The organism is Bradyrhizobium hereditatis, from assembly GCF_020329435.1.
In the GTDB taxonomy this organism is placed as follows: Bacteria; Pseudomonadota; Alphaproteobacteria; order Rhizobiales; family Xanthobacteraceae; genus Bradyrhizobium; species Bradyrhizobium hereditatis.
Genome location: NZ_JAGKJK010000008.1, coordinates 89,985 through 113,427 on the forward strand (window position 1 = coordinate 89,985; position 23,443 = coordinate 113,427).

The following is a 23,443-nucleotide window of genomic DNA, read 5'->3' on the forward strand; positions in this document are numbered from 1 at the left end:
CCATCGCACAACTTAAAACTGTCACAATCGCCGCATCTGCGTACCGCTGCCGCAATTTTTACACAGCCTTAAACCCGGCTGCATTGGATGCCCTGGGTACGCGTAGCGGGGCAGGTCATGGTTGCGGCCAAATCATCGAAAAAACCGACAGATAAATTCAACACCGAGATGTTCGCCGACGTCCCGGTCCTCAAGCGAAAATGGCAGGCTGCATTGCGGCCCGGCGAGAAGCTGCCGCGCTATGAGGACGTCATGCTGGGCAGTCTCGGCAGGTTGGCGGACCATGTCGTGCTGCTTCGCAATGACGGTGGCACGCTCACGGTTTCGCATAGCGGCCGCTATGTCCAGCAATGGCTGAACGAGGATCGCTGGGACGTCCCCTTAAGCGCATTGCCGCCGGATTGCGCGACCGCGCTGGCGGAAGCGGCATCACACGCGCTGCAGAACGGTCGCCCGTATCTTGCGACGGCGCATTGCGTGCGCGACGGGCTGGTTCGCACCTATGATGTGCTCGCGCTGCCGACTTCGTCACGCTGGGGTGGCAGCCTGGTCGGCGCCTATGTCAACGAGCGCGATACGCAATTCAACCTGCTGGATACGATCTTCTCGGCAACCGATGAGGGCATGCTGTCGCTGGCGGCGATCCGCGATGCGAATGGCCACCCGTCTGATTTTCAGATCGTCCATCTCAATCAGGGGGCGGCGCGGCTATTGCGGCAGCCCTCGACGGAACTATTGTGGCGACGACTTGCCTCGGGCGACGGCCTGCTGTGCGCGCCGGAGGTAATCCGGCGCCTGCGCGAGATCGTCGGCAGCGGGCGTGGTGGACAGATCGAAATCGACAACGACGAACGCTGCCTGCGGCTGGGCGTGACGGCATTCGGCGACATGCTCTCGCTAACAGTTTCCGACGTCACAGCGCTGAAGCGGCGCGAGGTTTCCTTCCGTCTGCTGTTTGACAACAACCCAATGCCGATGTGGGTGTTCGATGCCGAAACGACCCGGTTCCTGAGCGTCAACGATGCGGCGGTGCGGCACTACGGTTATCCCCGCGAAACCTTCCTGCAAATGCAGCTTCGCCAGATCTGGCCGGTGGACGAGTGGGTAAGCCACGGCGAGGCGCTGCAGCGCCTCGGTGACGTCTACAACTCGAGCCGCGACTGGCGGCATCTCAAAGCGGATGGCAGCGAAATCCACGTGCTGACGTTCGGACGGCGCGTCACCTTCGACGGGCGAGACGGCTATCTGGTGGCCGCGGTCGATATTACAGAGCGCCGCGCGGCGGAAGCGCGTATCGCCCACATGGCCCATCACGACGGCCTGACCAACCTGCCAAATCGCGACTTTTATCAGGAGCGACTTCGTCAGGCCCTCGAACGGGCCGCGTCCGGCAACAGGCGCGTGGCGGTGCTGTGCGTCGATCTCGACCTGTTCAAGAACGTCAACGATTCCTTCGGTCACCCGATGGGCGATCGTCTGCTGCAGGCGGTGGCCGAGCGGTTGAAGTCCGAGGTTCGTGGCGACAATGTCGTCGCACGGCTCGGCGGCGACGAATTCGCCATCGTGCTGGTCTCCGAGGTATCGCCGAACGAGCTGAGCGATTTTGCCGACCGGCTGATCGGCGTCCTGAGCGCGCGCTACGACCTCGACGGCATCGAGGTCGTCGTCGGCGCCAGCGTCGGCATCGCATTGTCGCCCGGCGATGGCGCGAGCTGCGAGGAATTGATGCGCAACGCCGACATGGCGCTCTATCGGGCGAAGTCGGATGGCGGCAACGTTCATCGCTTCTTTGAGCGCGAGATGGATCGCCAGGCGCAGAAGCGCCGCGATATGGAGCGCGACCTGCGTCGCGCCTTCGCCAACGGCGAATTCGAACTGCACTATCAGCCGCTGGTGGATATTGCCGCGAACCGTGTCAGCGGCTTCGAATCGCTGTTGCGCTGGCGCAGCCCTGAGAAGGGCATGATCTCGCCGGCCGAGTTTGTACCGGTTGCTGAGGATATCGGCCTGATCGTGGCACTGGGCGAGTGGGTGCTGCGCGAGGCCTGTTCGGAAGCTGCGAGCTGGCCGGAGGACATCAAGGTTGCCGTCAATCTGTCGCCGGTGCAGTTCCGCAGCCGCAATCTGGTTCAGGCGGTGATTTCGGCCCTGGCGCATTCCGGCCTGTCGCCACGGCGGCTTGAACTTGAAATCACCGAGTCGGTCTTCCTGGCCGAGACCGAAGCCAATCTGGCGATCCTGCATCAGCTTCGCGAACTCGGCGTCAGCATTTCCATGGACGATTTCGGCACCGGCTATTCGAGTCTGAGCTATCTCCGGAGCTTTCCATTCGACAAGATCAAGATCGACCGCTCGTTCGTGAAGGACCTTGTCGATCGTACCGATTGCGTCGCGATCGTGCGCGCCATCTCCGGCCTCGGCCGCAGCCTGAACATCACGACGACGGCCGAAGGCGTCGAGACCATGGACCAGCTCGACTGGCTGCGCGCCGAAGGTTGCAACGAGGTACAGGGCTTTCTGTTCAGCGCGGCGAAGCCGGCATCCGAGCTCGAGGCATTGCTGTCGGGGTTTGGCGCTCGCGCTTCAAAGGCGGCGTGAGGCGATAGCAACTCGTCATGCCCGGGCTCGACCCGGGCATCCATCTTCTTCGCAAGAATTTTCTCGGGAGGGATGGATTGCCGGGTCAAGCCAGGCAATGACGGTCACGGGATTTTTAGAACCGCGTCACGATATCGGACAGCGCCGGGCGAGGGCGATCCTCCACCGGTTTCGAGGGCTTGCCGATATGGATGAAGCCGGCGAGCTTCTCGTGCGCTTTCAGTCCGAGCCCGTCGAGCACGTCGCGGTCGAATGCGAACCAGCCGGTGAGCCAGCAGGCGCCATAACCAAGCGCCGTCGCCGCAGTGACGATGTTCATCGCGCTGGCGCCGGCAGATAATTCCTGTTCCCACCCCGGCACTTTGGGGTGCGGCTTGGTGAAACTGACAACCGCGATCACCAGCGGTGCGTCCATCAGCCGGCGCTTTTCGAGTTCGATATCGGCGACCGGGGCGGAGGGATGCTTTTTTGCGAACACCTGCGCAATGACGTCGCCGGCCCGCGCCCGGGCGTCGCCCTCGAACACGATGAAGCGCCACGGCGTCAGCTTGCCGTGGTCCGGCACCCGCGCGCCGATGGTCAGGATGGTCTCGAGTTCGCTCGCGGTTGGGCCGGGGCCGCTCATCTCGCGGGGCTTGACCGAGCGGCGGATCTTCAGGAGTTCGATAGCGTCAGGCACAAGGGTCTCTTTTGTCGGAAATGGCTGCGCCAGAGATAGTGGCACAGCCCGTCCAGCGGAAGCCGATTTAGACCGATTATGATCAGGCCGCCGCCCGCGCCCGCTTCACGTCCGGCGGCGTTGCTTCCTCGACAAGGGCGGCCAGCGCCTCGTCGGTCGGCATCACCTTCTGCCCATCGCTGCCGAGGCGGCGGACCGAGACCGAATGGGTCTCGGCTTCCTTCTTGCCGACGACGAGAAGGGCAGGGATCTTCGCCAGCGAGTGCTCGCGGACCTTGTAGTTGATCTTCTCGTTGCGCAGGTCGATCTCGACGCGCAGGCCGGCACGGCGCGCGGCGGCCGCAACCACCTTGGCGTATTCGTCGCCCTCGGAGGTGATGGTGGTGACCACCACCTGGGTAGGCGCCAGCCAGAGCGGGAAGCTGCCGGCAAAATGCTCGATCAGGATGCCGATGAAGCGCTCCATCGAGCCGCAGATTGCGCGATGGACCATCACCGGTACCTTCTTCGAGCCGTCGGCATCGATGTAGAACGCGCCGAAACGCTCCGGCAGGTTGAAGTCGACCTGCGTGGTGCCGCATTGCCAGTCGCGGCCGATGGCGTCGCGCAGCACGTACTCGAACTTCGGCCCGTAGAACGCGCCTTCGCCCGGGTTGATCGCGGTCTTGATGCGGTTGCTGCCGCTGGCCTGGATTTCGGCCAGCACGGTTGCCATCACGCGTTCGGCATGCTCCCACATTTCGTCGGTGCCGACGCGCTTCTCCGGCCGGGTCGAGAGCTTCACCGTCAATTCGCCATCGAATCCGAAGTCGGCGTAGGTCGACAGGATCAGCTCGTTGATCTTGAGGCATTCGTCCGCGAGCTGCGCCTCGGTGCAGAACACATGCGCATCGTCCTGCGTGAAGCCGCGCACGCGCATCAGGCCGTGCATGGCGCCCGACGCCTCATAGCGATGCACCACGCCGAATTCGGCAAGGCGCAAGGGCAGGTCGCGGTAGCTCTTCAGGCCATGCTTGAAGATCTGCACATGGCCAGGGCAGTTCATCGGCTTCAGTGCGAACCAGCGCTTGTCCTCGGCCTCGTCGCCGGCCGACTGCGCCGCGAACATGTTCTCGCGGTACCAGTCCCAGTGGCCCGACGTCTCCCACAACACCTTGTCGAGGATCTGCGGCGCGTTGACCTCGTCATAGTCGCCGGTCAGTCGGCGGCGCATGTAGGCGATGAGCTGCTGGAAGATGGTCCAGCCCTTCGGGTGCCAGAACACCACGCCCGGGCCTTCCTCCTGGAAGTGGAACAAATCGAGCTCGCGGCCGAGCTTGCGGTGGTCGCGCTTCTCGGCTTCCTCGATCTGTTTGAGGTAGGCGTCGAGCTCTTCCTGCCTGGCAAAGGCAGTACCGTAGATGCGGGTCAGCATCGGGTTGTTGGCGTCGCCGCGCCAATACGCGCCCGCCACCTTCATCAGTTTGAAGGCGTTCCCGATCTTGCCGGTCGAGTTCATGTGCGGGCCGCGGCACAGATCGAACCAGTCGCCCTGGAAATAGATCTTGATCGGCTCGTCGCCGGGAATGGCGTCGACCAGCTCGACCTTGAACGTCTCGCCCTTGTCGCGGAACACCTGCTTGGCCTTTTCGCGGTCCCACACTTCCTTGGTGAAGGGCTTGTCGCGCGCGATGATCTCGCGCATTCGCTTTTCGATCGCGGCAAAGTCTTCCGGCGTGAACGGCTCGTTGCGGAAGAAGTCGTAATAGAAACCGTTCTCGATCACCGGGCCGATCGTGACCTGCGTGCCCGGCCACAGCGACTGCACCGCTTCCGCCAGCACATGCGCGCAGTCGTGCCGGATCAGTTCCAGCGCGCGCGGGTCTTCGCGGTTGATCAGTTCGAGCTTGGCGTCGCGCAAGATTGGATCGTTGAGATCGGTCACCACGCCATCGAGCGCCATCGCCACCGTGCGCTTGGCCAGCGAGGGCGAGATGCCCTTGGCGATGTCGAAGCCAGTGATCCCCTTGCCGTAGTCGCGCCTGGCGCCATCGGGGAAAGTGACGGTAATCTTCTCCAGGGGCTCGGCTGGTTTCAGATTGGCGAGGCCATACTGGAAGCCCGATGGGGGCGTATTCTTGTCAGGCATGTTAGTCTCCTAAAGCTCACTCCTGCGAACGAGCGCAGGTAAGCGGGAAGCAGCGGTATAGCAGGCGATTCGGCTCCTGCAATCGGGCAATTTCGCTAAATAGGCCGTGATGGAAGCTGTCGCGGAGCTACATCTGGTCCCATTGCCCGGGAAAGAGAGCTACTCTCCGTCACGGCTGTTGGCGCGGAGCCGCGTGGCATCGGCGCCCTAAAATCAACAAAACTCATGACAGCAATGACAAATAGTCCGGCATCGCGTCCTTTTCTTGGCATGGCGTGCAGTCTACATGCATCTGCATGAAACACGTGCCCTTGCCTGTCCACGTCGAAAGCCGCTTTGCACCGACTGCGTTGATGTTGGGCAATGTCATCACCGGCTGTTCGGTGCTGGCGCCGGCGGGCATGCTTGTCGAACTGTCTTCGGGTCTCGACGTCTCGATCCGCACAGCCGGTCTTCTGATCACCTTCGGCGCGATCATACTTTGCGTCGGCTCGCCTGTGACGGCGTGGCTGACCTCCAGGATCGAGCGCCGCACCTTGTTGACGGCAACGATTGCCGTGCTCGCGCTCACCAATTTCGCTTCCGCCTTTGCGCCTGATTACGCCAGCCTGCTCGCCATCCGCCTGGTCATGCTGGCAGTCGGCGCGCTCTACACCCCACAGGCCGCCGGCACCGCTGCGCTGATCGTGGCTGAGGAAAAACGCGGCAGCACAATCGCCTATGTCTTCCTCGGCTGGTCGCTGGCGGCCGCCGTGGGCCTGCCGGCCATCACGTTCATCGCCAGCCGCTATGGGTGGCAGGCGGTGTATGGCGCCATCGGCGCGATGAGCTGCCTGAGTTTCCTGCTGCTGGCGTGGCGCCTGCCGCGCGGTCTGATGGGCGCGCCGGTTGACCTCAAGACCTGGGCTGCGATTGGCCGCAACCCGGTGATCCTGCTGCTGCTGTTGATCACGACACTGCAGATGTCCGGCCAGTTCGTGGTGTTCACCTATATGGGGCCGTTGCTGGCACGGCTGACCGGCGCAGGCCCGGACCCGATCGCCCTGGTGTTCGCGTCGTACGGCGTATGCGGTGTGATCGGCACCGCGATCGCGACCCGCATCGTCGATTCCTGGGGCGCCTGGAAGACGTCCATGTTGTTCACGTCGGTGTTGTTGGCCGGCCTCTCCGGCTGGGCGCTCAGCGCCGGCATCTATCCGCTGATGGCCGTTTCCGTCGCGATCTGGGGAATCGGATTTGCTTCCACCAATTCAATGCAGCAGGTGAGGCTGGTCGGCGCCGCGCCCGCGCTCGCCTCCGCCTCGGTCTCGCTCAACACATCGGTGCTCTATATCGGGCAGGCCATCGGCTCGGCGATCGGCGGCTTTCTCTACGCGCGCGATCTCCTCTATGCCTCTGGCTATGTCGCGATGACCTTCGTCGCGCTGGCGGTGACGATCGTGATTCTGACCAGGCCGACCAAGGTCCAGGGAAGCGCACCGCGTTGATGCCGACCGAAGACTTTTGACATCGTTACGCGAGTTCCATAGATGTAACGTTATAACGTTACATCTGGGGGCGGTAAGCTTTGGAAAAGATTGGCAATTGGTATGAAGTTACGCGGCGAATCGGACGCCGAACACGGTTCATGGCAGCGTTCTTGGCAGTTCTGGCCGCAGCATCCTGGGCCGCGGGCGGCGCACGCCCCGCCACTGCTCAAACCGTCTCACAGTCCGTTCTGCCTGCGATTACGGTGGAAGGACGGCCAGCCACAAAGCCAAAGCAGAGACCGAGCAAGCGCTTCCAGGTGCGGGCTGCGTCCATCGCGCGGCAGGCGCAGACCGGTGCGGACCGTGCGCCGCAAGGCCCAATCGACGGATGGCCAGGAGGCTTGCCGCGCGACTATATCCGTTCGACGACCGATCTCAACGTACCCAATACGACCGGATCGCGACTGCCGGGCACGGCTCGCGATATCCCCGCCAGCGTGGAGAGCATCAACCAGGCGACGATGCAGGAGCGAGGCAAGACGAGTTGGGTGGACGCCCTTCAAGGCCTGACCGGCTTCACGTCCGCCGTCCGGCCAGGAGCTGCCGGCGTCGCATCGACGCGCGGGTTCATCGAGAATGGCATCGCGGTGCTCTATGACGGAATCCGTGTCACCAACACCACGATCAGTACGCGCAACTACGACAGTTTTATTTTCGACAGGGTAGACGTGCTGCGCGGACCGGCGTCGGTGCTTTACGGAGAAGGCGCCATCGGCGGCGCCGTCAATCTCGTTCGCAAGCAACCAAGCGGGGTCAACGAGCCGTTCGAAACAATCTCCTCGCTCACTACTCGCGAAGGCGTCCGCCAGGCCGTGGGAAAGGGAGGTCCGCTGGGGAACGGCTTCTCTTATCGGCTCGACGGCGTCGTCAACGGATACAACGGCCCGGTCGACGACAACCAGGTCAGATACGGCAACGTCGCAGGCGCCTTGCGCTGGGACGTGACGCCGCAATTTTCATCGACCGTCGATTTTGACTACATGAAATCGAAAATCGAGAACGCGTATTGGGGCACGCCCCTGGTGCGAGGGCAAATCCGCTCCGATCTCCGCGACGTCAACTACAACAACCTGCCGAACAACAAATACGACGACAGTGTGCTGTGGCTGCGCTGGAATACGACGTATGACACCGAGGAGTTAAAGATCCGCAATCGCTTCTGGTCCTATCAATCCGACCGCGATTGGATCAACACGTTCCGCTTCGCCTATATTCCCGCAGGCGGCACCTGCTCCTTCCGCGGGCAGAACCTTCTCAACAACACCGGTACGGACCAGGTCTGCCGGCAAACGTGGGATAATCTCGGCTACGACCATCGTTTCGTTGGCGATCGTTTCGACGTGAACTGGAACGGCAGCTTGGGAGCGATGCCGCTGTCGACGGTCATGGGGGTTGAGGTTGCTAGCACCCGATGGGACAGTCCGCGCAACGAGGTGACATCGCTCCAACTCGTCGATCCCTACAATCCCGCACCGACGGACTTCTTCGCGCGAGGCACTGCACGGACACAAAACGTGCGCGCGGATCTGACGCAGAAGGCGGTTTTCGGCGAGACGCGCCTGGAAGTACTCAAGGGGGTCAAGATTGTCGGCGGGTTTCGGGTCGACCAAATGGAGGTGGACTACAATCGGCAGCCGGCGAACCAGCTCTACAGCAAGATGTTCGAACCCAGCACCTATCGCATAGGTGGACTATGGGACATTCGCGCCGACACGACGCTCTACGCGCAATATGCAACTGCGGTTGAGCCGCGCTTTGCTCTGTTCACATTGGGCGTCACCGATACGCCATTCAGCCTCACCAATGCGCGCCAGGTGGAAGGCGGTATCAAACACTCCTTCGCGAACGGACGGGGTGAGCTGTTGGCGGCCGTCTATCACATCGAAAAGATCGATATCCCCTCGACCGATCCGCTGACGGGATTCACGGTTCAGGTGGGCAAGCAGTCATCCCGCGGCCTTGAGATTTCCGGCAGCTACCGCCCGATGGAGACTTTGCGTCTCGAGGCGAACTTTGCCTACGTAAATGCCCGGTATGACGAGTATCGAACCAGTACGACCGCGAACTACACGGGCAATACGCCGCCGAATGTGCCGCAGGTCGTGGCGAACTTTGGTGCCACGTGGCAGCCGTTCACAAATTGGGCGGTTGGCGGTTGGATCAATTACAGGGCCTCGATCAAGGCTGACGATGCCAACCTGGTGACGTTGCCATCTGCCACCGTCGCGGATGTTTTTGCCACCTACCGTTTTGCGCAAAACGCCGACCTGACATTCCGCGTTCGCAATGTCACCGACGCGGTCTATGCAGCGTGGGCCACGGATGCCAACTACGTCATTCTTGGCACGCCGCGGACCTTCGAGCTTTCTCTCCGTACGCGGTGGTAGGCAGGTCCAGGAATGCTCGTTCGCAGCAGGCGTCGTCGTGCGCCGCCGCCCGCGCCGCGCAAAGCGTTCGTGTCCGGACACGGGACGCCGGCGATCGGAACGCACGGCGCGGATCATTCAATGGCTCACGCCATCCCCTCCAATCGCAAGCAGGTTCGAGGGGACGCCCTCTACCTTGATACGTTGTCGCGCGGCGAGGGTCGTTGCGTCGAGAATTGCTACTTCGCCTGCACGCGGATCGGAGACGGCGACATACGGGCCGATGGAAGCGATCCGCGGGCGCACGGTGCTCTGATCCATCGCATAGCGCTCGGTAACGCGTGCCTGGGCTTCGGTCGTGCCGGTCAATGGGTTGATGCTGAGAAGGGTACCATCCTCAATGATGACGAAGAGCCGGTCTCCCGATTCCGGATGGAGATTGAAGTCCATCCTGCGCGCCGGCAGTTCGATGAAGCGGAAGTCCCCATCCGCAGCCGAAGGATCGACGATGACCATGCCGTCGACGCCGAAATCACCGGCAACGAATGTAAATCCGGATGCGCCGGTCATGCGGCGGATCGTGCGTCCGGGCGGTAGCGAAGCTGGATAGGGGAGATGGCGACTGACGACGCCGTTGCGTGCCATCTCGAAGATCGCAACGCCATCCGCACATCCGAACACGACGAAGCGGCTCGTCGCCGCTTCGCCGTGCAAGCTTGGGCATTCAATCCGGTGCGGCTTTGGCGTGTCCTCGCGTCGGAGCTCGATCGCATCCGGAAGGCCTTCGCCTGCGGATGGAATTGTGATGGCCAAACGCCTTGCAACCGGAACGGCCACGCCGTGATGCTTGGCGCCCGTTTCGGCACGCTGAATGCGTTCCATGCGGCCCGCGACCAAGTCCTGCTCGTTGAAAATCTGGGCTGTTCCGTCGCCATCGAAAAACACGGCAACGCGGACGTTGTCGCGCGTGAGATGCGAAGGGCGTAGGCCACGAAGCCGCGGAGACAGCAGCGCTGGAGCGGAAATCCTTATGTCGGCATGATCGCCGTGGCTCCCCAGCTCAATGCCGGTGTCGATGACAGCTACTTCATCCGCTTCGGGCTGCACGGCATACGCATAACGGCCCGAGGCTCCCGCGTGGAGGCGCGCCGGACTGGCCAGCGGCAGTGCGGCAAGCAACTGGCCGTTTTCGAGATCAAAGATCTTGAGTGCCGCTGCCTTGGCATCGGCAACCATGAGCCGAAAGGCCTGCGCGGTGCCCGCAGCGTGGGTGCGATGTTCGACGGTGGGGCCGTGCGCATCGCTGGTTGCGCCGGACATTCCGCAAAGAACCATCGCGATAGCAAGAAGTCGGCGCATCGCTGTCCTGTAAGATAGAAAATATGAAATGTTATAACGTAACAATTGCATGCGGCAAGATCTCGACGCGAGCCTGATCGTGCGGCGAGGCTACCGATTAGCGTAAGGCGCACTCGCGATCCGGGTCAGCGCGGGCGTTGCGGCTATTTTGACCAGCACGTCCTTCACCGGGTGCTCGGTCCAGGCCTGCGTCACGTAATCGCGATGGGTGACGCCATCGGGCGTCTGCACGAAGATCACGCTGCCGGGGCGGAGCGGCCCGTCCATGCTCTCGGTGACGGTGATGCCGCGGTCGCGGAGCATCTGCATCAGCTCCAGGTCGTGCCGCTTGGTGTGGCGGGTATAGGCGGAGATGAAGAAGCCGGTCCGGTTCTTCTCTATCCAGGACGCGAACTTGTCGAGTTCGCCATAGATGGCGTCGAGCAGGAATACGCCGCGGACGCGGCTCGAGAGGCCGCCGACCTCGAGGCTCCAGGCCGTCGGCAGGAAGCCGCCGCTATAGCCGACGATCACGATCGGCATGTTCGCAAACGCCTGCGTCGACTTCGGATCGCCATAGAGGCGGGCGAGGTGGCCAGCCGATTCATCGATGAAGCGCTTGAAGCCGCCCGGCTGCCAAAACTTGCCCGCCGAGGAGTCGGCGGCATTGACAGCCATCTGAGGCGCGAGCAGCACGGCGTTAGCGCCGGAATCTGAGATCTGCTGCGGCACCAATTGCCTGTCGCGGACGTCGCGCTCCAGCGTCGCGCCGTTGCCATGGAAGAACACCACGATCACGCCGGGCTTCTTGACGTCGAACGCCTCGGGGACATGCACCAGCACGCGGCTGTCGTTGTAGGTCTCGTCCTGCCAATAAACCCGCCCACTAAATGTCTTGTGGCCCTTGCGGTCACCCTTGGTGATGTTGAGGAAGGGCTCCTCGGAGCGTGGGTTGGTGCCGAAATAGGGGAAGGCCGAGGACTTCATGCTCACCAGCGCGGTCAGTTCTTCGCGCTCGGTTCGGGGCAGGGACAGCGTCGGCGTCAGCGCGGCGACCCTCACGGGCACGGTACGTACCGCGCGCGGCTCCGCTGGAGCGAGCGCAACCTGGCGCTGGTACTGCGGCAGACTTTCATTGGCGGTCGGGAAACGATCGGCGAATTGCGCGTTCGGAAAGCGATCCTCGAACGCATCGGACGAAGCCTGGGACTTGGCTGCCTCGGATTTTGCGACTTGTGTGTTCGCCGCCAGCATGCCGGCATTGGGCGCCTTGCCGCATTGAACGAGCACGAAGGACAGCGGCACGATCAGCGCCGTCAGCGCGACCCAGTGCCATCGACGAGGTAGGGCGCGCCGCGGCACGGCCCATAACGCCGAGCGTATGGCGCGATCGATTGTCTGGAATTTCGGATCGGCTCCGACCATCCACCCCAATGTCCCAAGTCCACCGTCGACCGACGTTATGCTTGCACGCGTCTAGGCAACGTTAAGCGTCCGGAAAAACTCCCCACGTCCGGAAGCCCCGAGGAGACCACCCAATCGTGTCGCGATTGTGGGACCGTCACGATGTTTTCGCAATCCGCTAGTGGCACGGTAGGTTCGCAGGTATCCTGAAACCTATTTTACGTCTCAATTTAAACCCTTGTTAACATTGCTTGAATTGAGAGGCGTCAGCCTGCACGATGCAGCTCTCGGCTGCGGGCGCTTGAAGGTGGGTCCGAGATGGCGGCATCAGAAACGGCAAGCCCGGCTTGGCCCGGCTCGCGCTCCGGCGGCAGATCGAGCGTTTCGGTTCTGGTGGCGGTTGCCATCGTTGTTGCCGACATGATCGGCGTCGGCGTCTTCACCAGCCTCGGCTTTCAGGTCAAGGATATCCCTTCGGGCTTTTCGATCCTGTTGCTGTGGACCGTCGGCGGCATCGTCGCCTTGTGCGGGGTATTTTCCTACGGCGAACTCGGCGCGATGTTTCCGCGCTCGAGCGGCGAGTACAATTTCCTTGGCCGCGCCTATCACCCGGCCTTCGGTTTTGTGGCGGGCTGGGTGTCGGCGACCGTCGGCTTCGCCGCACCGGTTGCGCTGGCCGCGATGGCATTCGGCGAGTACGGCAAGTCGGTATTTCCAAATGCGCCGCCGCTGGCGCTTGCGGTCGGCATCGTCTGGCTGGTGTCGCTGGTGCAACTCACCGGCGTGCGCCATTCCTCGACCTTTCAACTCATAGCTACCATCCTGAAGGTGGTGCTGATCGTGGCCTTCCTGGCCTGCGGTTTCCTGATCGGCACGGCGCAGCCGGTCTCATTCACGCCATCGGCGTCCGACTTAACCTACATCGTCAGCGCGCCGTTCGCGATCAGTCTCGTCTTCGTGATGTATTCTTTCTCGGGATGGAACGCGGCGACCTACATCATCGGTGAGGTGAGGCTGCCCGAACGCAACGTGCCGCGGGCGATGCTGATCGGAACACTGATCGTGCTCGTGCTGTATGTCGCGCTCAACGCGGTGTTCCTGCACACGGCGCCGATCGACAAGCTGGCGGGCCAGCTCGACGTGGCCCGCATTTCCGGCAGCTATATCTTTGGCGAGCTCGGCGGCCGCATCGTCGGCGCGATGATCTGCTTCGGGCTGATCTCCTCGATCAGCGCGATGATGTGGATCGGGCCGCGCGTCATGATGACGATGGGCGAGGACATCCCGGTGTTGCGGATGTTTGCCCGAAGGTCGACCGCCGGCGCGCCGGCCAATGCCATTCTTTTCCAGCTTACCGTCGCAAGCCTGATGCTGTTCACGCGAAGCTTCGAGGCGGTGCTTGAATTCATCCAGTTCTCTTTGCTGTTCTGTTCGTTCTTTACCGTGCTCGGTGTCATCAAGCTGCGCATCACCCATCCGGACCTCCCGCGTCCTTACCGCGCTTGGGGATACCCGGTAACGCCAGTGGTCTTCCTGCTCGTGACCGGATTCATGATGTACTATCTTTTGAAGGAACAGCCGCTGCGCTCGTTCTTTGGTCTTCTGATCATGTTTTCAGGTCTGCTGATCTACGCCGTTTTCCGCAAGCGGGCAGATCAGGTTCCAGCGGCCGCAGTAGGCCGCGAATGAACATGCTGCATTCCCTGAGAACGGCGACACTTGCTACTGTCATGCTGCTGGCGGCCGTCGCTGGCGTCCATGCCCAAACCGTGACAGCGGACGACACCGCAAAATTTCTGGCAGGCATAATGCCGTCGGTGGACTCGCCGCTTCAGCCGCTCACGAACGACCCGGCCTGGCAGCGCCACGCCAAATTCTTCGACACTGCGTTCGCTCAGCTCGAGCAGCGGCAGCTGTCACGGATCCGCGCCTGGGCGGACACCAATCTGGCGGCGCCGAAGCCGACCATGTTTTACATGTTCTCAGGGCCAGACTTCCTCTATGCGAACGCCTTCTATTCGAAGGCATCGACTTACGTGCTGAGCGCGCTCGAGCCGGTCGGCTCGGTGCCCGATCTGACGCGACTGCCGCGCGGCGGCATTGCATCCGCGCTCTACAATGTCGAGCGCTCGCTCAGTTCGATCCTGAGCTTCAGCTTCTTCATCACCAAGCAGATGAAGACCGATCTGCAGGCGGGCCAGATCAGCGGTACCTTGCCGATCCTCTACGTATTCCTGGCGCGTTCGGGCATGACAATCAGAAGCGCCACTCCGATCTCGCTGGACGACAAGGGCGCGGCCTATTTCGCGAGTGAAAATCCCGGGCCGAACGCCGTGCGCGGCGTGCGCATCATCTTCGCAGGCCCCGAGGGTCAGGAAAAGACGCTGTATTATTTCTCGACCGACCTTTCCAATTCCGGCGTGAGGGCGAGCGGCTTTTTGAAATTCTGCGAGACGCTGGCGCCCGGCAATAGCCTGATCAAGAGCGCGTCCTACCTCCTGCATTCCGGCAACTTCACCACCGTGCGCAACTTCCTGCTCAACAACAGCGCCACCATCATCCAGGACGATTCAGGAATCCCGCTCGCCTATTACAGCACGAGGAAATGGCGCTTGTTTCCGTTCGGCCGCTACCTCGGGCCGATCGATGAATTCCCCGGACGCTATCAGGAATCCTATGCGGCACTGTTCCAGCGCGCGCAGCCGATCGATTTTGGCATCGGCTATCGCTGGCGTACGCCCGAAACGAATGTGCTGCTGGCGGTGAGATTGCCCGACGATGGGTCGCCTGCCATCGATGCCACGGCGTCGGCGGAGCCGCCACCGCCGCGTCCGCGCAGGCCGCGACCGCCGGCGGATATCGGGCCGCGACCATTGCCGGATTTTTGGTCTCAGCCGAGAGGCGGATTTTTCTTCTGGCGCTAATCGGCGCGATCCTGGCTCGCCGCAAGCGTCGTATTCAGGAAGCGTTGACGCCGCGCCAGCGTCCATAGCGCCACGGCAGATACCAGCGCGCACCGGGGGGCGCCGTGAGCGGTACGTTGTCGATGCCGGACGTGCCCCAAGGGTGGCAGCGCAACAGACGCGCCAGCGTCATCCAGCCGCCGGCCCACAGACCGAAACGCTCGATCGCTTCATCACCATAGACCGAGCATGTCGGCAGATGCCGGCAGTTGTAGCCAACGAGCAGCGACAGCGAGTGCCGGTAGATCCAGATCAGCGCACGTCCGGCATTTCGCGGCAGACGACGGATCGCGCTGGCACAATCCATGCATCGTTTTTGCTGTGAGATTGGATGATCTGCCGGTGCCATGCAGACTATGTACGTAGTTTTGCGGGAGTTCCCAAGCAAGGAACTCAATTCGTGCAGATATTTAGCCACACTTCGCAATTATCGCACTGCAAACTGACGGAGCAAGCCAAGGTATTATGGACGACACACGTCAGCACAGTTACCGTTTTCATACGGATCGATGACGGAATCATCTCGCGTTAAAATGGGGCCATTGCCAGTCGTAGACGGGGCTTGGGGGAAGGATCCAAATTGAGCTTTGTGACCTCGCTGAAATTTCGCGGTTTGGCTCTTCTCGGTGCCACCGCTTTTTGTCTCGCCTTGCCCGGCGCGATCGCGATACTGGGCAATTCGGCTCACGCCGGCGGCGCTCTCGAAGAGCGCAAGCAGCCAATGCATTTCAAATGGAATGCGTGCCAGCCGGATTGCAGGGGCTGGGTCTCGGCTGTTGGCATCGTCACCGCGGATAGCCCGCGGGAGTTCGAGGAATTCGCCAAGGGTCGCCAGCTCGCTGGCGCAACCATCGTGCTGGATTCCAGCGGCGGCTCGGTCAACGATTCCATCACGCTCGGCCGGAAGTTCCGCAGTCTCGGCGCGCTGACCACGGTCGGCACCACCGTGCGCAAGCAGACCCCAAATGGCGAACGCGCCACCGTAGCGCCGGAAGCCTATTGCGAGTCGATGTGCGTATTCCTGCTCCTGTCAGGCAAGACCCGTTATGTGCCGCCGGCCGCGCATGTCCGCGTGCACCAGATCTGGATGGGCGATCGCGCGGACGATGCCAAGGCCGCGAGCTACACCGCGCAGGATCTGATGATCGTGCAACGCGATATCGGCCGCCTCACGAAATTCACCTTCGAGATGGGCGGAACCGGCGATCTGCTGTCGCTCGCGCTCAGCGTGCCTCCGTGGGAAGAGCTGCACGAGTTGTCGCGCGCTGAATTGCGTTTGGCCAATCTCGTCACGACCGATTTGGCTGCCGATGTGTTCCCGCAGGACAACGCGGGCGTGCCGATGGCGGAGGCCAAGCCGTCCAAGCCGCAGGATCGCTTCGTCAGTTCCGCGATGGAGGGCGAGACGTCATTGCAGCAGGGCAGGTCGACGAAGACCGCCGAAGCCGCGGTTCCAACCGGCGGCAACGCGACGCCGCCCACGCAGCCGGCCCCGCCGCAGCCGCAGCCTCAGAAATAGGCTGCTTCCGCCCACGATGTCATCATCCGCGAAAGCGGATGATCCAGTACGCCGCGGCGCTTGTGATCGAATAAGAATTCCCGGCGTACTGGGTACCCTGCCTTCGCGAGGTACGACCGTGTGCGGGGCGAACCCCTACGCCTGCGCCGTCTGCTTGGCCCTGGCTTCGATCTGGCCGATGGCGTCGACCACCGCATCGAAAGTCAGCATCGTCGAGGCATGGCGGGCCTTATAATCGCGCACCGGCTCGAGCAGGGCGATGTCGGCCCATTTACCCTGCGGAGGACTGCCGTTTTCCTTCAGCATCTTACGGACGGTTTCTCGCAACTCACGTAATTCGCTAGCCGTCGAGCCAACCACGTGGCTTGCCATGATCGAGGAAGAGGCCTGGCCGAGCGCACAGGCCTTCACGTCATGCGCGAAGTCGGTCACCACGGGCCCTTCCATCTTGAGGTCGACCTTTACGGTCGAGCCGCACAGTTTGGAATGGGCGGTGGCGCTGGCGTGAGGGTCGGGGAGGCGGCCAAGGCGGGGGATATTGCCCGCCAGTTCGATGATCCGCTTGTTGTAGATGTCATTCAGCATGAGAATCAGTGTCCCGGGCGGCGGTCCGAGCGCCCTTGGCGGCTGGGTTTCATCGTCCTATATATGGACAGGAACGGCGGAAAAACAGCCTGGCCGTTCGCCGAAGGCGAGCCCGGCAAGAAACCGGTTTGGCCTTTACGTGTTGTGGATGGGACTCAGGCGCCCGGCGGTCAAACCGCCCCGTCTGCCCGGTGACACTCCGGTCCTTGGGGCCGGTCGAACGGAGAAGACATGGACGCATTGATCAAATCCATCCGCCCCGCCAAGCCTTCTGAAGTGAAGCCTTCTGAAGCCAAGCCCTCCGAAGTCAGATCGCCCGATATGGCCCCGGAAACCCGCTCGGCCGAACTGGACCCCGCCGAGTTTCTGTCCGCCGCCGTCCGCGCCGATCTTCCGCGTCCCTCGCGTGCGGAGGCTGAACACGCCGTGCAGACCTTGCTCAGCTATATCGGCGAGAACCCCGCGCGCGAAGGCCTCCTGGATACGCCGCGCCGGGTGGTCGAAGCTTTCGACGAACTATATCAGGGCTATCACCAGTGCCCGGCCGAGGTGCTGGACCGCACTTTTGGCGAAACCGCCGGCTACGACGATTTCGTGCTGGTTCGCGACATCGAGTTCACCTCGCAATGCGAGCATCACATGATGCCGTTCTACGGCAAGGCGCACATCGCCTACACGCCGGTGGAGCGGGTGGTCGGTCTGTCGAAACTGGCGCGGCTCACCGATATCTTCGCGCGCCGCCTGCAGACCCAGGAGCACCTGACCGCCCAGATCGCAGCCGCGATCGACGAGGTCTTGAAGCCCCGCGGCGTTGCCGTGCTGATCGAGGCGGAGCATACCTGCATGTCGGTGCGCGGCGTCGCCAAGCATGGCGCGATGACGTTCACCAGCCGGTTCACCGGCATGTTCCGCGACAATCCGGCGGAGCAGCAGCGTTTCCTTTCCCTGGTGCGAGGCCCGAACCGGTAACCTCGTTGAACTTTTCGCGAGGCATACCGTGTCCACATCCGCAACGACCAATGAGCGCGAAGAAGGGCTGGTCTTCCAGCCCAAATTCGACGCGTCCGGTCTCGTGACCTGCGTCGCGACCGATGCGGCGACCGGCGACGTGCTGATGGTCGCGCATATGAACGAGGAAGCGCTGCGCAAAACCATCGCAAGTGGCGATGCCTGGTACTTCAGCCGTTCGCGCAATGCGCTGTGGCGAAAAGGTGAGACGTCGGGGCAAACCCAGCGCGTGGTCGAGATGCGGATGGATTGCGATCAGGATGCGGTCTGGATCCTCGTCGAGCAGCAGGGCGCCGCGTGTCACACCGGCAGGCGCTCGTGCTTCTATCGCAAGGTCGAGGCCGCCGACGGAGGCACGCGGGTGTCGTTCGTCGATGCTGAGCGGCGATTCGATCCGGATGCTGTCTACCTGAAGTGACACCGTCATTTCGGAGCTGCCCGCAGGGCAGAACTTTGGTGCGCTCTTGCGCACCAGAGAATCGCGAGATTCCGGGTTCGCGCAAGTGCGCGCCCCGCAATGACGCCGCCGAGCCCCTTAACCCCCCATTAACCATACTTGTCGCAGTCTCGGCCGCGTACAGGCGCTGATTGCCAGCGCCTTGATAGCCCGCGCGAGGACTCGCGAGGAACGGGGCACAAGAGACATGGCGATCGACACAGCAAGCGCCACGGCTGCGGCAGGTGTCGATCCCGCGCGCGCGAAGATCGCCGGCTCGATCAAGCAGGCGGCATCCACCACCGGCGCCAGCTTCGAATATCTGCTCGCCACCGCGAAGATGGAATCCAATTTCAACCCGAAAGCGGCCGCCACCACCTCGTCCGCGCGCGGGCTGTTTCAGTTCATCGACCAGACCTGGCTCGGCACGGTGAAGGAGGCGGGCGCCCATCTTGGCTATGGCAAATATGCCGACGCCATCACCAGAAACCCCTCCGGCAGCTATTCGGTCAGCGATCCCTCCATGCGCGCCGCGATCATGCGGCTGCGCAACGATCCTGACGCGGCTTCATCGATGGCGGCGGTGCTGACCCAATCGAACAGTTTCAAATTGACCGGCAAGATCGGCCGCCGCCCCAACGACGCCGAACTTTATATGGCGCATTTCTTGGGCGTCGGCGGCGCCGGCAGACTGATCCAGAGCGCCGAGGACAATCCGAACGCTTCCGCCGCGCAGATGTTTCCGAATGCGGCGGCGGCCAACCAGTCGATCTTCTATGACCGCTCGGGACGGGCGCGCAGCGTCGCCGAGGTCTATTCGGTGCTGAGCACGCGCTACGCGGCGGCCGCCAATTCCCAGGCGACGCGCACCGCGATGGCGGCCGCCGGCGGCGACCTGCCACGGCGCGTCACCGTCGCAAGCGCCACGCCTTCAGTGATGGCGATCGACAATGCAGCCTATCTGTCGACCTTCCCGGATCAACGTGCGGTGACGCCGGTTGCCGCCACGTCGCAGACCGCCTCGGCATCATCTGAGCCGGCCTTTCGTTCGCTGTTCCAGGCCGGCGAACGCACGCAGCCAATCTCGCCGACGGTTCAGGAATTGTGGGGCAAGATCGCCTCAGCGACGCCGGAGGTTCGCGCACCCGGCCGGCTCGATCTCTTCAGCGACCGCCGCGGCACGTTCAGTAGCTGAGCGCAGACCCTTGTCCCGGGCGCGATGCAGCGCGCAGCGGTGCATCGCAGAACCGGGACCCAGGCAGCGCGCGGCTTTGGATGGGCCCCGGATCAGCAGCGCAACACTGGGTGTTGCGCAGCATCCGGGGAGCGAGACATGGCAGCCATCCCCGCACCCTTAACAAAACGTCAATAAAACCAGCCGTTTATGGTGAACCCTTTGTTAAGCGTCATGGTTTATTTTTTCTAATAGTGGCATCGCGTTCCGGTGTCGTCTGAGGTTGCGTAAGCCAGGACCATGATCGTTCGGCAGTTCATCAGTTGGATTCGTACCGCTCCGGCAGGCGAGCGGGCAGAGGCGACCCGGGCATTGGCCCGGGCCTGGTTGATTTCAGATCTCAGCGAGGATGATCGCATCGCCGCCGAAGGCGCGCTGCTGATGCTGCTCGACGATCCATCGCCGCTGGTGCGCCAGGCGATGTCGGAGGTATTCGCACGTAGCTCGGAGGCGCCGGCCGCGATCGTGCAGGCGCTCTCGCTCGATCAGCCTTCAATTGCGCTTCCCGTGCTCGAGCATTCGCCGCTCCTGATCGACGCCGACCTCGTCGACATCGTCGCGACCGGCAATAGCGACATGCAATGCGCGATAGCCCGCCGCATCAACCTGCCGCCCTCGGTTTCGGCCGCGATTGCCGAAGTAGGCTCGGCGGCCGCGGCGCTCGAATTGATCGAGAATGCGTATGCCGAGCTGGCGCCATTTTCCTGGGACCGCATCGTCGAACGTCATGGCCATCTCGCTGCCATCAGGGAATCGATGCTGGTGCTGGAAGGCCTGCCGGCCGCAACCCGCGCGGCGCTGGTCGCCAAACTCTCCGAGACGCTGGCGCAATTCGTCGTCGCGCGTAACTGGCTCAGTGCCGACCGGGCAGGGCGGCTCGCAAACGAAGCGCGCGAGCGCTCGACCATCAACATCGCGGCGCGCTCGCGCGGCGAGGACATGCAGGGACTCGTGCAGCACCTGCGCGCCACAGGGCAACTGACTGCCGGCCTGATCCTGCGCGCGCTGTTGTCGGGCAATTCTGAACTGTTCGAATCCGCGCTCGCTGAATTGGCCGATCTGCCGCTGGCGCGCGTGACCGCGCTGTTGCACGACCGCGGCGGCGCCGGCGTGCAGGCGCTGCTGATCCGCGCGGGCCTTCCGGAATCGACCTTCGCTGCGTTCCGCGTGGCGCTCGAGGCCAGCCGCGAAACCGGCTATGTCGACACGCTTGGCGGAGCCGCGCGGCTGCGCCGCCGCATGGTCGAGCGTGTGCTGACCCATTGCGAGACGGACCGCAAGGCCGCCGAGCCGCTGTTGATCCTCTTGCGCCGCTTTGCCACCGAGTCCGCGCGGGAAGAAGCCCGCGCATTCTGCGAGGAGCTGGTCGCGGATGAGGCGTTCGTGCCGCCGATACGCGATCTGATCGCTGCTTAGTTCTCCATCCTGCCGTCATTGCGAGGAGCGCAAGCGACGAAGCAATCCATCGCGCCGCATACGCGGAGAGATGGCTTGCTTCGCTTCGCTCGCAATGACGGGGAGAGAGCGTAGGCTACTCCGCCGGAACGATGCTCGGCGCCAGGATCGCTTCGAGATGCTCGGGGCGGTCGCGGTTGGCCTTGACCAGGAATTCGTCCGCCACGCCGCGCAGCTGCTTGCTCAGCTTGCTTGCCATCACCGCCGTATCGAGCTTGGTGCGTTCGCGCACGATCGCCTGGACGGCATTGATGTGATGGGTGATCAGCTCCTCCGGGACCTGTTCGAGGTCAGGCGCATGTTCGATGATGCGGCACAGGCTCTCGGCGGCGGCGGCCGCGGAAGGAAAGCCGAAAGTGGCAGCGTCGCCTTTGATGTCGTGGGCTGCGCGAAACAGCTCTTCGCGATTCTCGGTGGTGAATCCGCCCTTGAGAACGGCTGCATGCGCCGCCGAGAGGCGGTCCGCCTCGATCGTCATCCAGTTCTTGAACTCCCCGGAAAGTTCGGCGAGCGCCTTTTCCGCGCGCCCGACCGGATCGTCGAGGTCGGACTCGGGAACGCGCAGCAGCACCTTGCGCAGTGGATTGGGCTGCGTGATCACGTGGTGATCGGCGAACGATTTGATCTGCAGCGTTCCGGGCTTTTCCTTCGCCATGATGATATCTCCAGACCGGCGCTTAAGCGTTCGAACGGGCCTTGTCGAGCAGCGACGGCTGCTGCATCACTTCCACTTCGCCGCCGACGCGCCGCTCCGGGCCGATGTAGGCGTTGTTGATGTTGCGCCGGCGATCCGGACCGAAATAGGTCTTGGTCTTGATGAAGGGGCGGGGATTGGCGACGACGTTGAGGATGCGCTGGTAGAGCCCCTTGGCCGAGATCGGTTTGGCCAGAAATTCGGTAACGCCGGCGTCGCGCGCGACCGTCACGCGTCGCTTCTCCGAATGCCCGGTCAGCATGATGATCGGTGCGTAGGGGTTACCCTTGGATTCCGGCTGGCGGATCATCTGCGCAAGCTCGAGGCCGTCGAAGATCGGCATCGCCCAGTCGGTGATGACGATATCGGGCACATAATGACTGTACATTTCGAGCGCGGTTGCGCCGTCCTCGGCCTCATAGACCTCGCGCGCGCCGAACGAATGCAAGAGCGTCCGCAGGATGCGGCGCATATGCGGATTGTCGTCGCAAATCAGAAATCGCAGCTTGTTGAAGTCGATGCGATACATGGTCCGGCCCGGCCCAGCAAAACGGTATATTGCCGTTAACCATATCGCGGCGCCCGTTAAGGAATGGTTGCGAGGAGGATCTTATGGCGCTGGCCATCGTGGCGTTTTTCGCCGCGAAAATCAGTCTTGTGGCAAGCCAGGGGATCAGTAGCCGAACTGCTCGCGCAGAATGCGTTCCTCGAGGCTGTGACCGGGATCAAACAGCATCCGCATCGAGATCGTTCTGTCGGATAGCACCTCGACGCGGCGGACATCGCGCACCTCGTCATGGTCCGCCGCGGCAGCGACCGGACGCTTTTCGCCCTCAAGCACCTCGAGCACGACGAAGGCGGAATTGGGGAGCAGGGCGCCGCGCCAGCGCCGCGGGCGGAACGGGCTGATCGGGGTCAGCGCCATAAGCGCCGCGTTGATCGGCAGGATCGGCCCTTGCGCCGACAGGTTATAGGCGGTGGAGCCGGCCGGCGTTGCCACCAGGATGCCGTCGGCGATCAATTCTGCCATCCGTTCGTGCTCATCGATCAGGATGCGCAAATGCGCGGCCTGGTTGGTTTGACGGAATAGCGCGACCTCGTTGATTGCGTGATGCAGATGCACCGCGCCATGCACGTCGGTGGCGCGCATCAGCAGTGGATTGATCAGGGATTCCCGCGCCGCCGCCAGCCGCGTATGCAGATCGTGGGTGGTGTATTCGTTCATCAGGAAGCCGACGGTGCCGCGATGCATGCCGTAGATCGGCGTTCCCGTGCGCATATGCGCGTGCAGGGTCTGCAGCATCAGGCCGTCGCCGCCGAGCGCCACCACGACATCGGCGTCCGCGGCGGCGTGATTGCCGTAGAGCTTGGTGAGCTGCGCCAGCGCCGACTGCGCCTCGGCGCCCGCGCTCGCGACAAAGGCGATCCGTTCGTATCGCTTCGAGGTGGCCATCGGACGACGAACTCATGAGTAGCGCCGGATTGCGCCGCGCTCGTCTATACACCT

19 protein-coding genes are annotated in these 23,443 nt (G+C 62.8%); 10 read left to right on the forward strand and 9 right to left on the reverse strand.

Translation table 11 applies throughout. The features are described from left to right. Window positions 1-117: 117 nt before the first annotated feature. On the forward strand, window positions 118-2,598 hold the full coding sequence (locus J6524_RS19640) for a putative bifunctional diguanylate cyclase/phosphodiesterase (RefSeq protein ID WP_225674029.1): 2,481 nt from the start codon (window positions 118-120) through the stop codon (window positions 2,596-2,598). A gap of 115 nt (window positions 2,599-2,713) precedes the next feature. On the opposite strand, the gene J6524_RS19645 is transcribed toward J6524_RS19640, so the two are convergent. After that, a complete protein-coding gene (locus J6524_RS19645) occupies window positions 2,714-3,277 on the reverse strand; it encodes a nitroreductase family protein (RefSeq protein ID WP_225673454.1) in 564 nt (187 codons plus the stop codon). 82 nt (window positions 3,278-3,359) lie between these two features. Then, window positions 3,360-5,405: a threonine--tRNA ligase gene (gene thrS / locus J6524_RS19650; RefSeq protein WP_225673456.1), complete on the reverse strand. Its 2,046-nt coding sequence runs from the start codon at window positions 5,403-5,405 to the stop codon at window positions 3,360-3,362. A gap of 296 nt (window positions 5,406-5,701) precedes the next feature. On the opposite strand from thrS, the gene J6524_RS19655 reads away from it, so the two are divergent. Beyond that, a complete protein-coding gene (locus J6524_RS19655) occupies window positions 5,702-6,892 on the forward strand; it encodes an MFS transporter (RefSeq protein WP_225673458.1) in 1,191 nt (396 codons plus the stop codon). A gap of 140 nt (window positions 6,893-7,032) precedes the next feature. Continuing rightward, complete coding sequence (locus J6524_RS19660; protein WP_225673460.1) at window positions 7,033-9,321, forward strand: TonB-dependent receptor; 2,289 nt, start codon at window positions 7,033-7,035, stop codon at window positions 9,319-9,321. A 117-nt stretch (window positions 9,322-9,438) separates the two neighbouring features. On the opposite strand, the gene J6524_RS19665 is transcribed toward J6524_RS19660, so the two are convergent. Further along, on the reverse strand, window positions 9,439-10,620 hold the full coding sequence (locus tag J6524_RS19665) for a hypothetical protein (RefSeq protein WP_225673462.1): 1,182 nt from the start codon (window positions 10,618-10,620) through the stop codon (window positions 9,439-9,441). A 129-nt stretch (window positions 10,621-10,749) separates the two neighbouring features. Next, window positions 10,750-12,063 (reverse strand): alpha/beta hydrolase family protein, encoded by a 1,314-nt coding sequence (locus J6524_RS19670; RefSeq protein WP_225673465.1) that lies wholly within the window; start codon window positions 12,061-12,063, stop codon window positions 10,750-10,752. Between the two features lie 297 nt (window positions 12,064-12,360). Between J6524_RS19670 and J6524_RS19675 the strand changes: the two genes are divergently transcribed. Together J6524_RS19675 and J6524_RS19680 are read left to right on the forward strand one after the other, a co-directional pair. After that, on the forward strand, window positions 12,361-13,731 hold the full coding sequence (locus J6524_RS19675; protein ID WP_225673467.1) for an APC family permease: 1,371 nt from the start codon (window positions 12,361-12,363) through the stop codon (window positions 13,729-13,731). Between the two features lie 2 nt (window positions 13,732-13,733). Next, a complete protein-coding gene (locus J6524_RS19680) occupies window positions 13,734-14,966 on the forward strand; it encodes a hypothetical protein (protein WP_225673469.1) in 1,233 nt (410 codons plus the stop codon). Window positions 14,967-15,000: 34 nt separating this feature from the next. On the opposite strand, the gene yidD is transcribed toward J6524_RS19680, so the two are convergent. Beyond that, window positions 15,001-15,312, reverse strand: coding sequence for a membrane protein insertion efficiency factor YidD (gene yidD / locus J6524_RS19685; protein WP_225673471.1), 312 nt, complete (start codon window positions 15,310-15,312; stop codon window positions 15,001-15,003). Between the two features lie 273 nt (window positions 15,313-15,585). Between yidD and J6524_RS19690 the strand changes: the two genes are divergently transcribed. Continuing rightward, on the forward strand, window positions 15,586-16,524 hold the full coding sequence (locus tag J6524_RS19690) for a COG3904 family protein (protein WP_225673473.1): 939 nt from the start codon (window positions 15,586-15,588) through the stop codon (window positions 16,522-16,524). A gap of 135 nt (window positions 16,525-16,659) precedes the next feature. Here J6524_RS19690 and J6524_RS19695 read toward each other — a convergent pair whose 3' ends face one another. After that, window positions 16,660-17,109 (reverse strand): iron-sulfur cluster assembly scaffold protein, encoded by a 450-nt coding sequence (locus J6524_RS19695; protein WP_225673475.1) that lies wholly within the window; start codon window positions 17,107-17,109, stop codon window positions 16,660-16,662. Window positions 17,110-17,340: 231 nt separating this feature from the next. On the opposite strand from J6524_RS19695, the gene folE reads away from it, so the two are divergent. The 4 genes from folE to J6524_RS19715 all read left to right on the forward strand — a co-directional run bounded on the left by folE (window position 17,341) and on the right by J6524_RS19715 (window position 21,203). After that, on the forward strand, window positions 17,341-18,078 hold the full coding sequence (gene folE, locus J6524_RS19700) for a GTP cyclohydrolase I FolE (protein WP_225673477.1): 738 nt from the start codon (window positions 17,341-17,343) through the stop codon (window positions 18,076-18,078). Window positions 18,079-18,106: 28 nt separating this feature from the next. Then, window positions 18,107-18,535 carry a phosphoribosyl-AMP cyclohydrolase gene (hisI, locus tag J6524_RS19705; RefSeq protein ID WP_225673479.1) on the forward strand — a complete coding sequence of 143 codons (429 nt, stop codon included), beginning with the start codon at window positions 18,107-18,109 and terminating at the stop codon, window positions 18,533-18,535. A 226-nt stretch (window positions 18,536-18,761) separates the two neighbouring features. Beyond that, the gene (locus tag J6524_RS19710; protein WP_225673482.1) at window positions 18,762-19,748 is read left to right on the forward strand and encodes a transglycosylase SLT domain-containing protein; all 987 of its coding nucleotides are present in this window, start codon (window positions 18,762-18,764) and stop codon (window positions 19,746-19,748) included. 279 nt (window positions 19,749-20,027) lie between these two features. Next, the gene (locus J6524_RS19715) at window positions 20,028-21,203 is read left to right on the forward strand and encodes a DUF2336 domain-containing protein (protein WP_225673484.1); all 1,176 of its coding nucleotides are present in this window, start codon (window positions 20,028-20,030) and stop codon (window positions 21,201-21,203) included. A gap of 115 nt (window positions 21,204-21,318) precedes the next feature. On the opposite strand, the gene J6524_RS19720 is transcribed toward J6524_RS19715, so the two are convergent. The 3 genes from J6524_RS19720 to J6524_RS19730 form a co-directional block, all read right to left on the reverse strand. Further along, window positions 21,319-21,897 (reverse strand): Hpt domain-containing protein, encoded by a 579-nt coding sequence (locus tag J6524_RS19720; protein ID WP_225673486.1) that lies wholly within the window; start codon window positions 21,895-21,897, stop codon window positions 21,319-21,321. A gap of 22 nt (window positions 21,898-21,919) precedes the next feature. Beyond that, a complete protein-coding gene (locus J6524_RS19725; protein WP_225673489.1) occupies window positions 21,920-22,465 on the reverse strand; it encodes a response regulator in 546 nt (181 codons plus the stop codon). A gap of 144 nt (window positions 22,466-22,609) precedes the next feature. Beyond that, window positions 22,610-23,389: an NAD kinase gene (locus J6524_RS19730; protein ID WP_225673490.1), complete on the reverse strand. Its 780-nt coding sequence runs from the start codon at window positions 23,387-23,389 to the stop codon at window positions 22,610-22,612. Window positions 23,390-23,443: the final 54 nt, after the last annotated feature.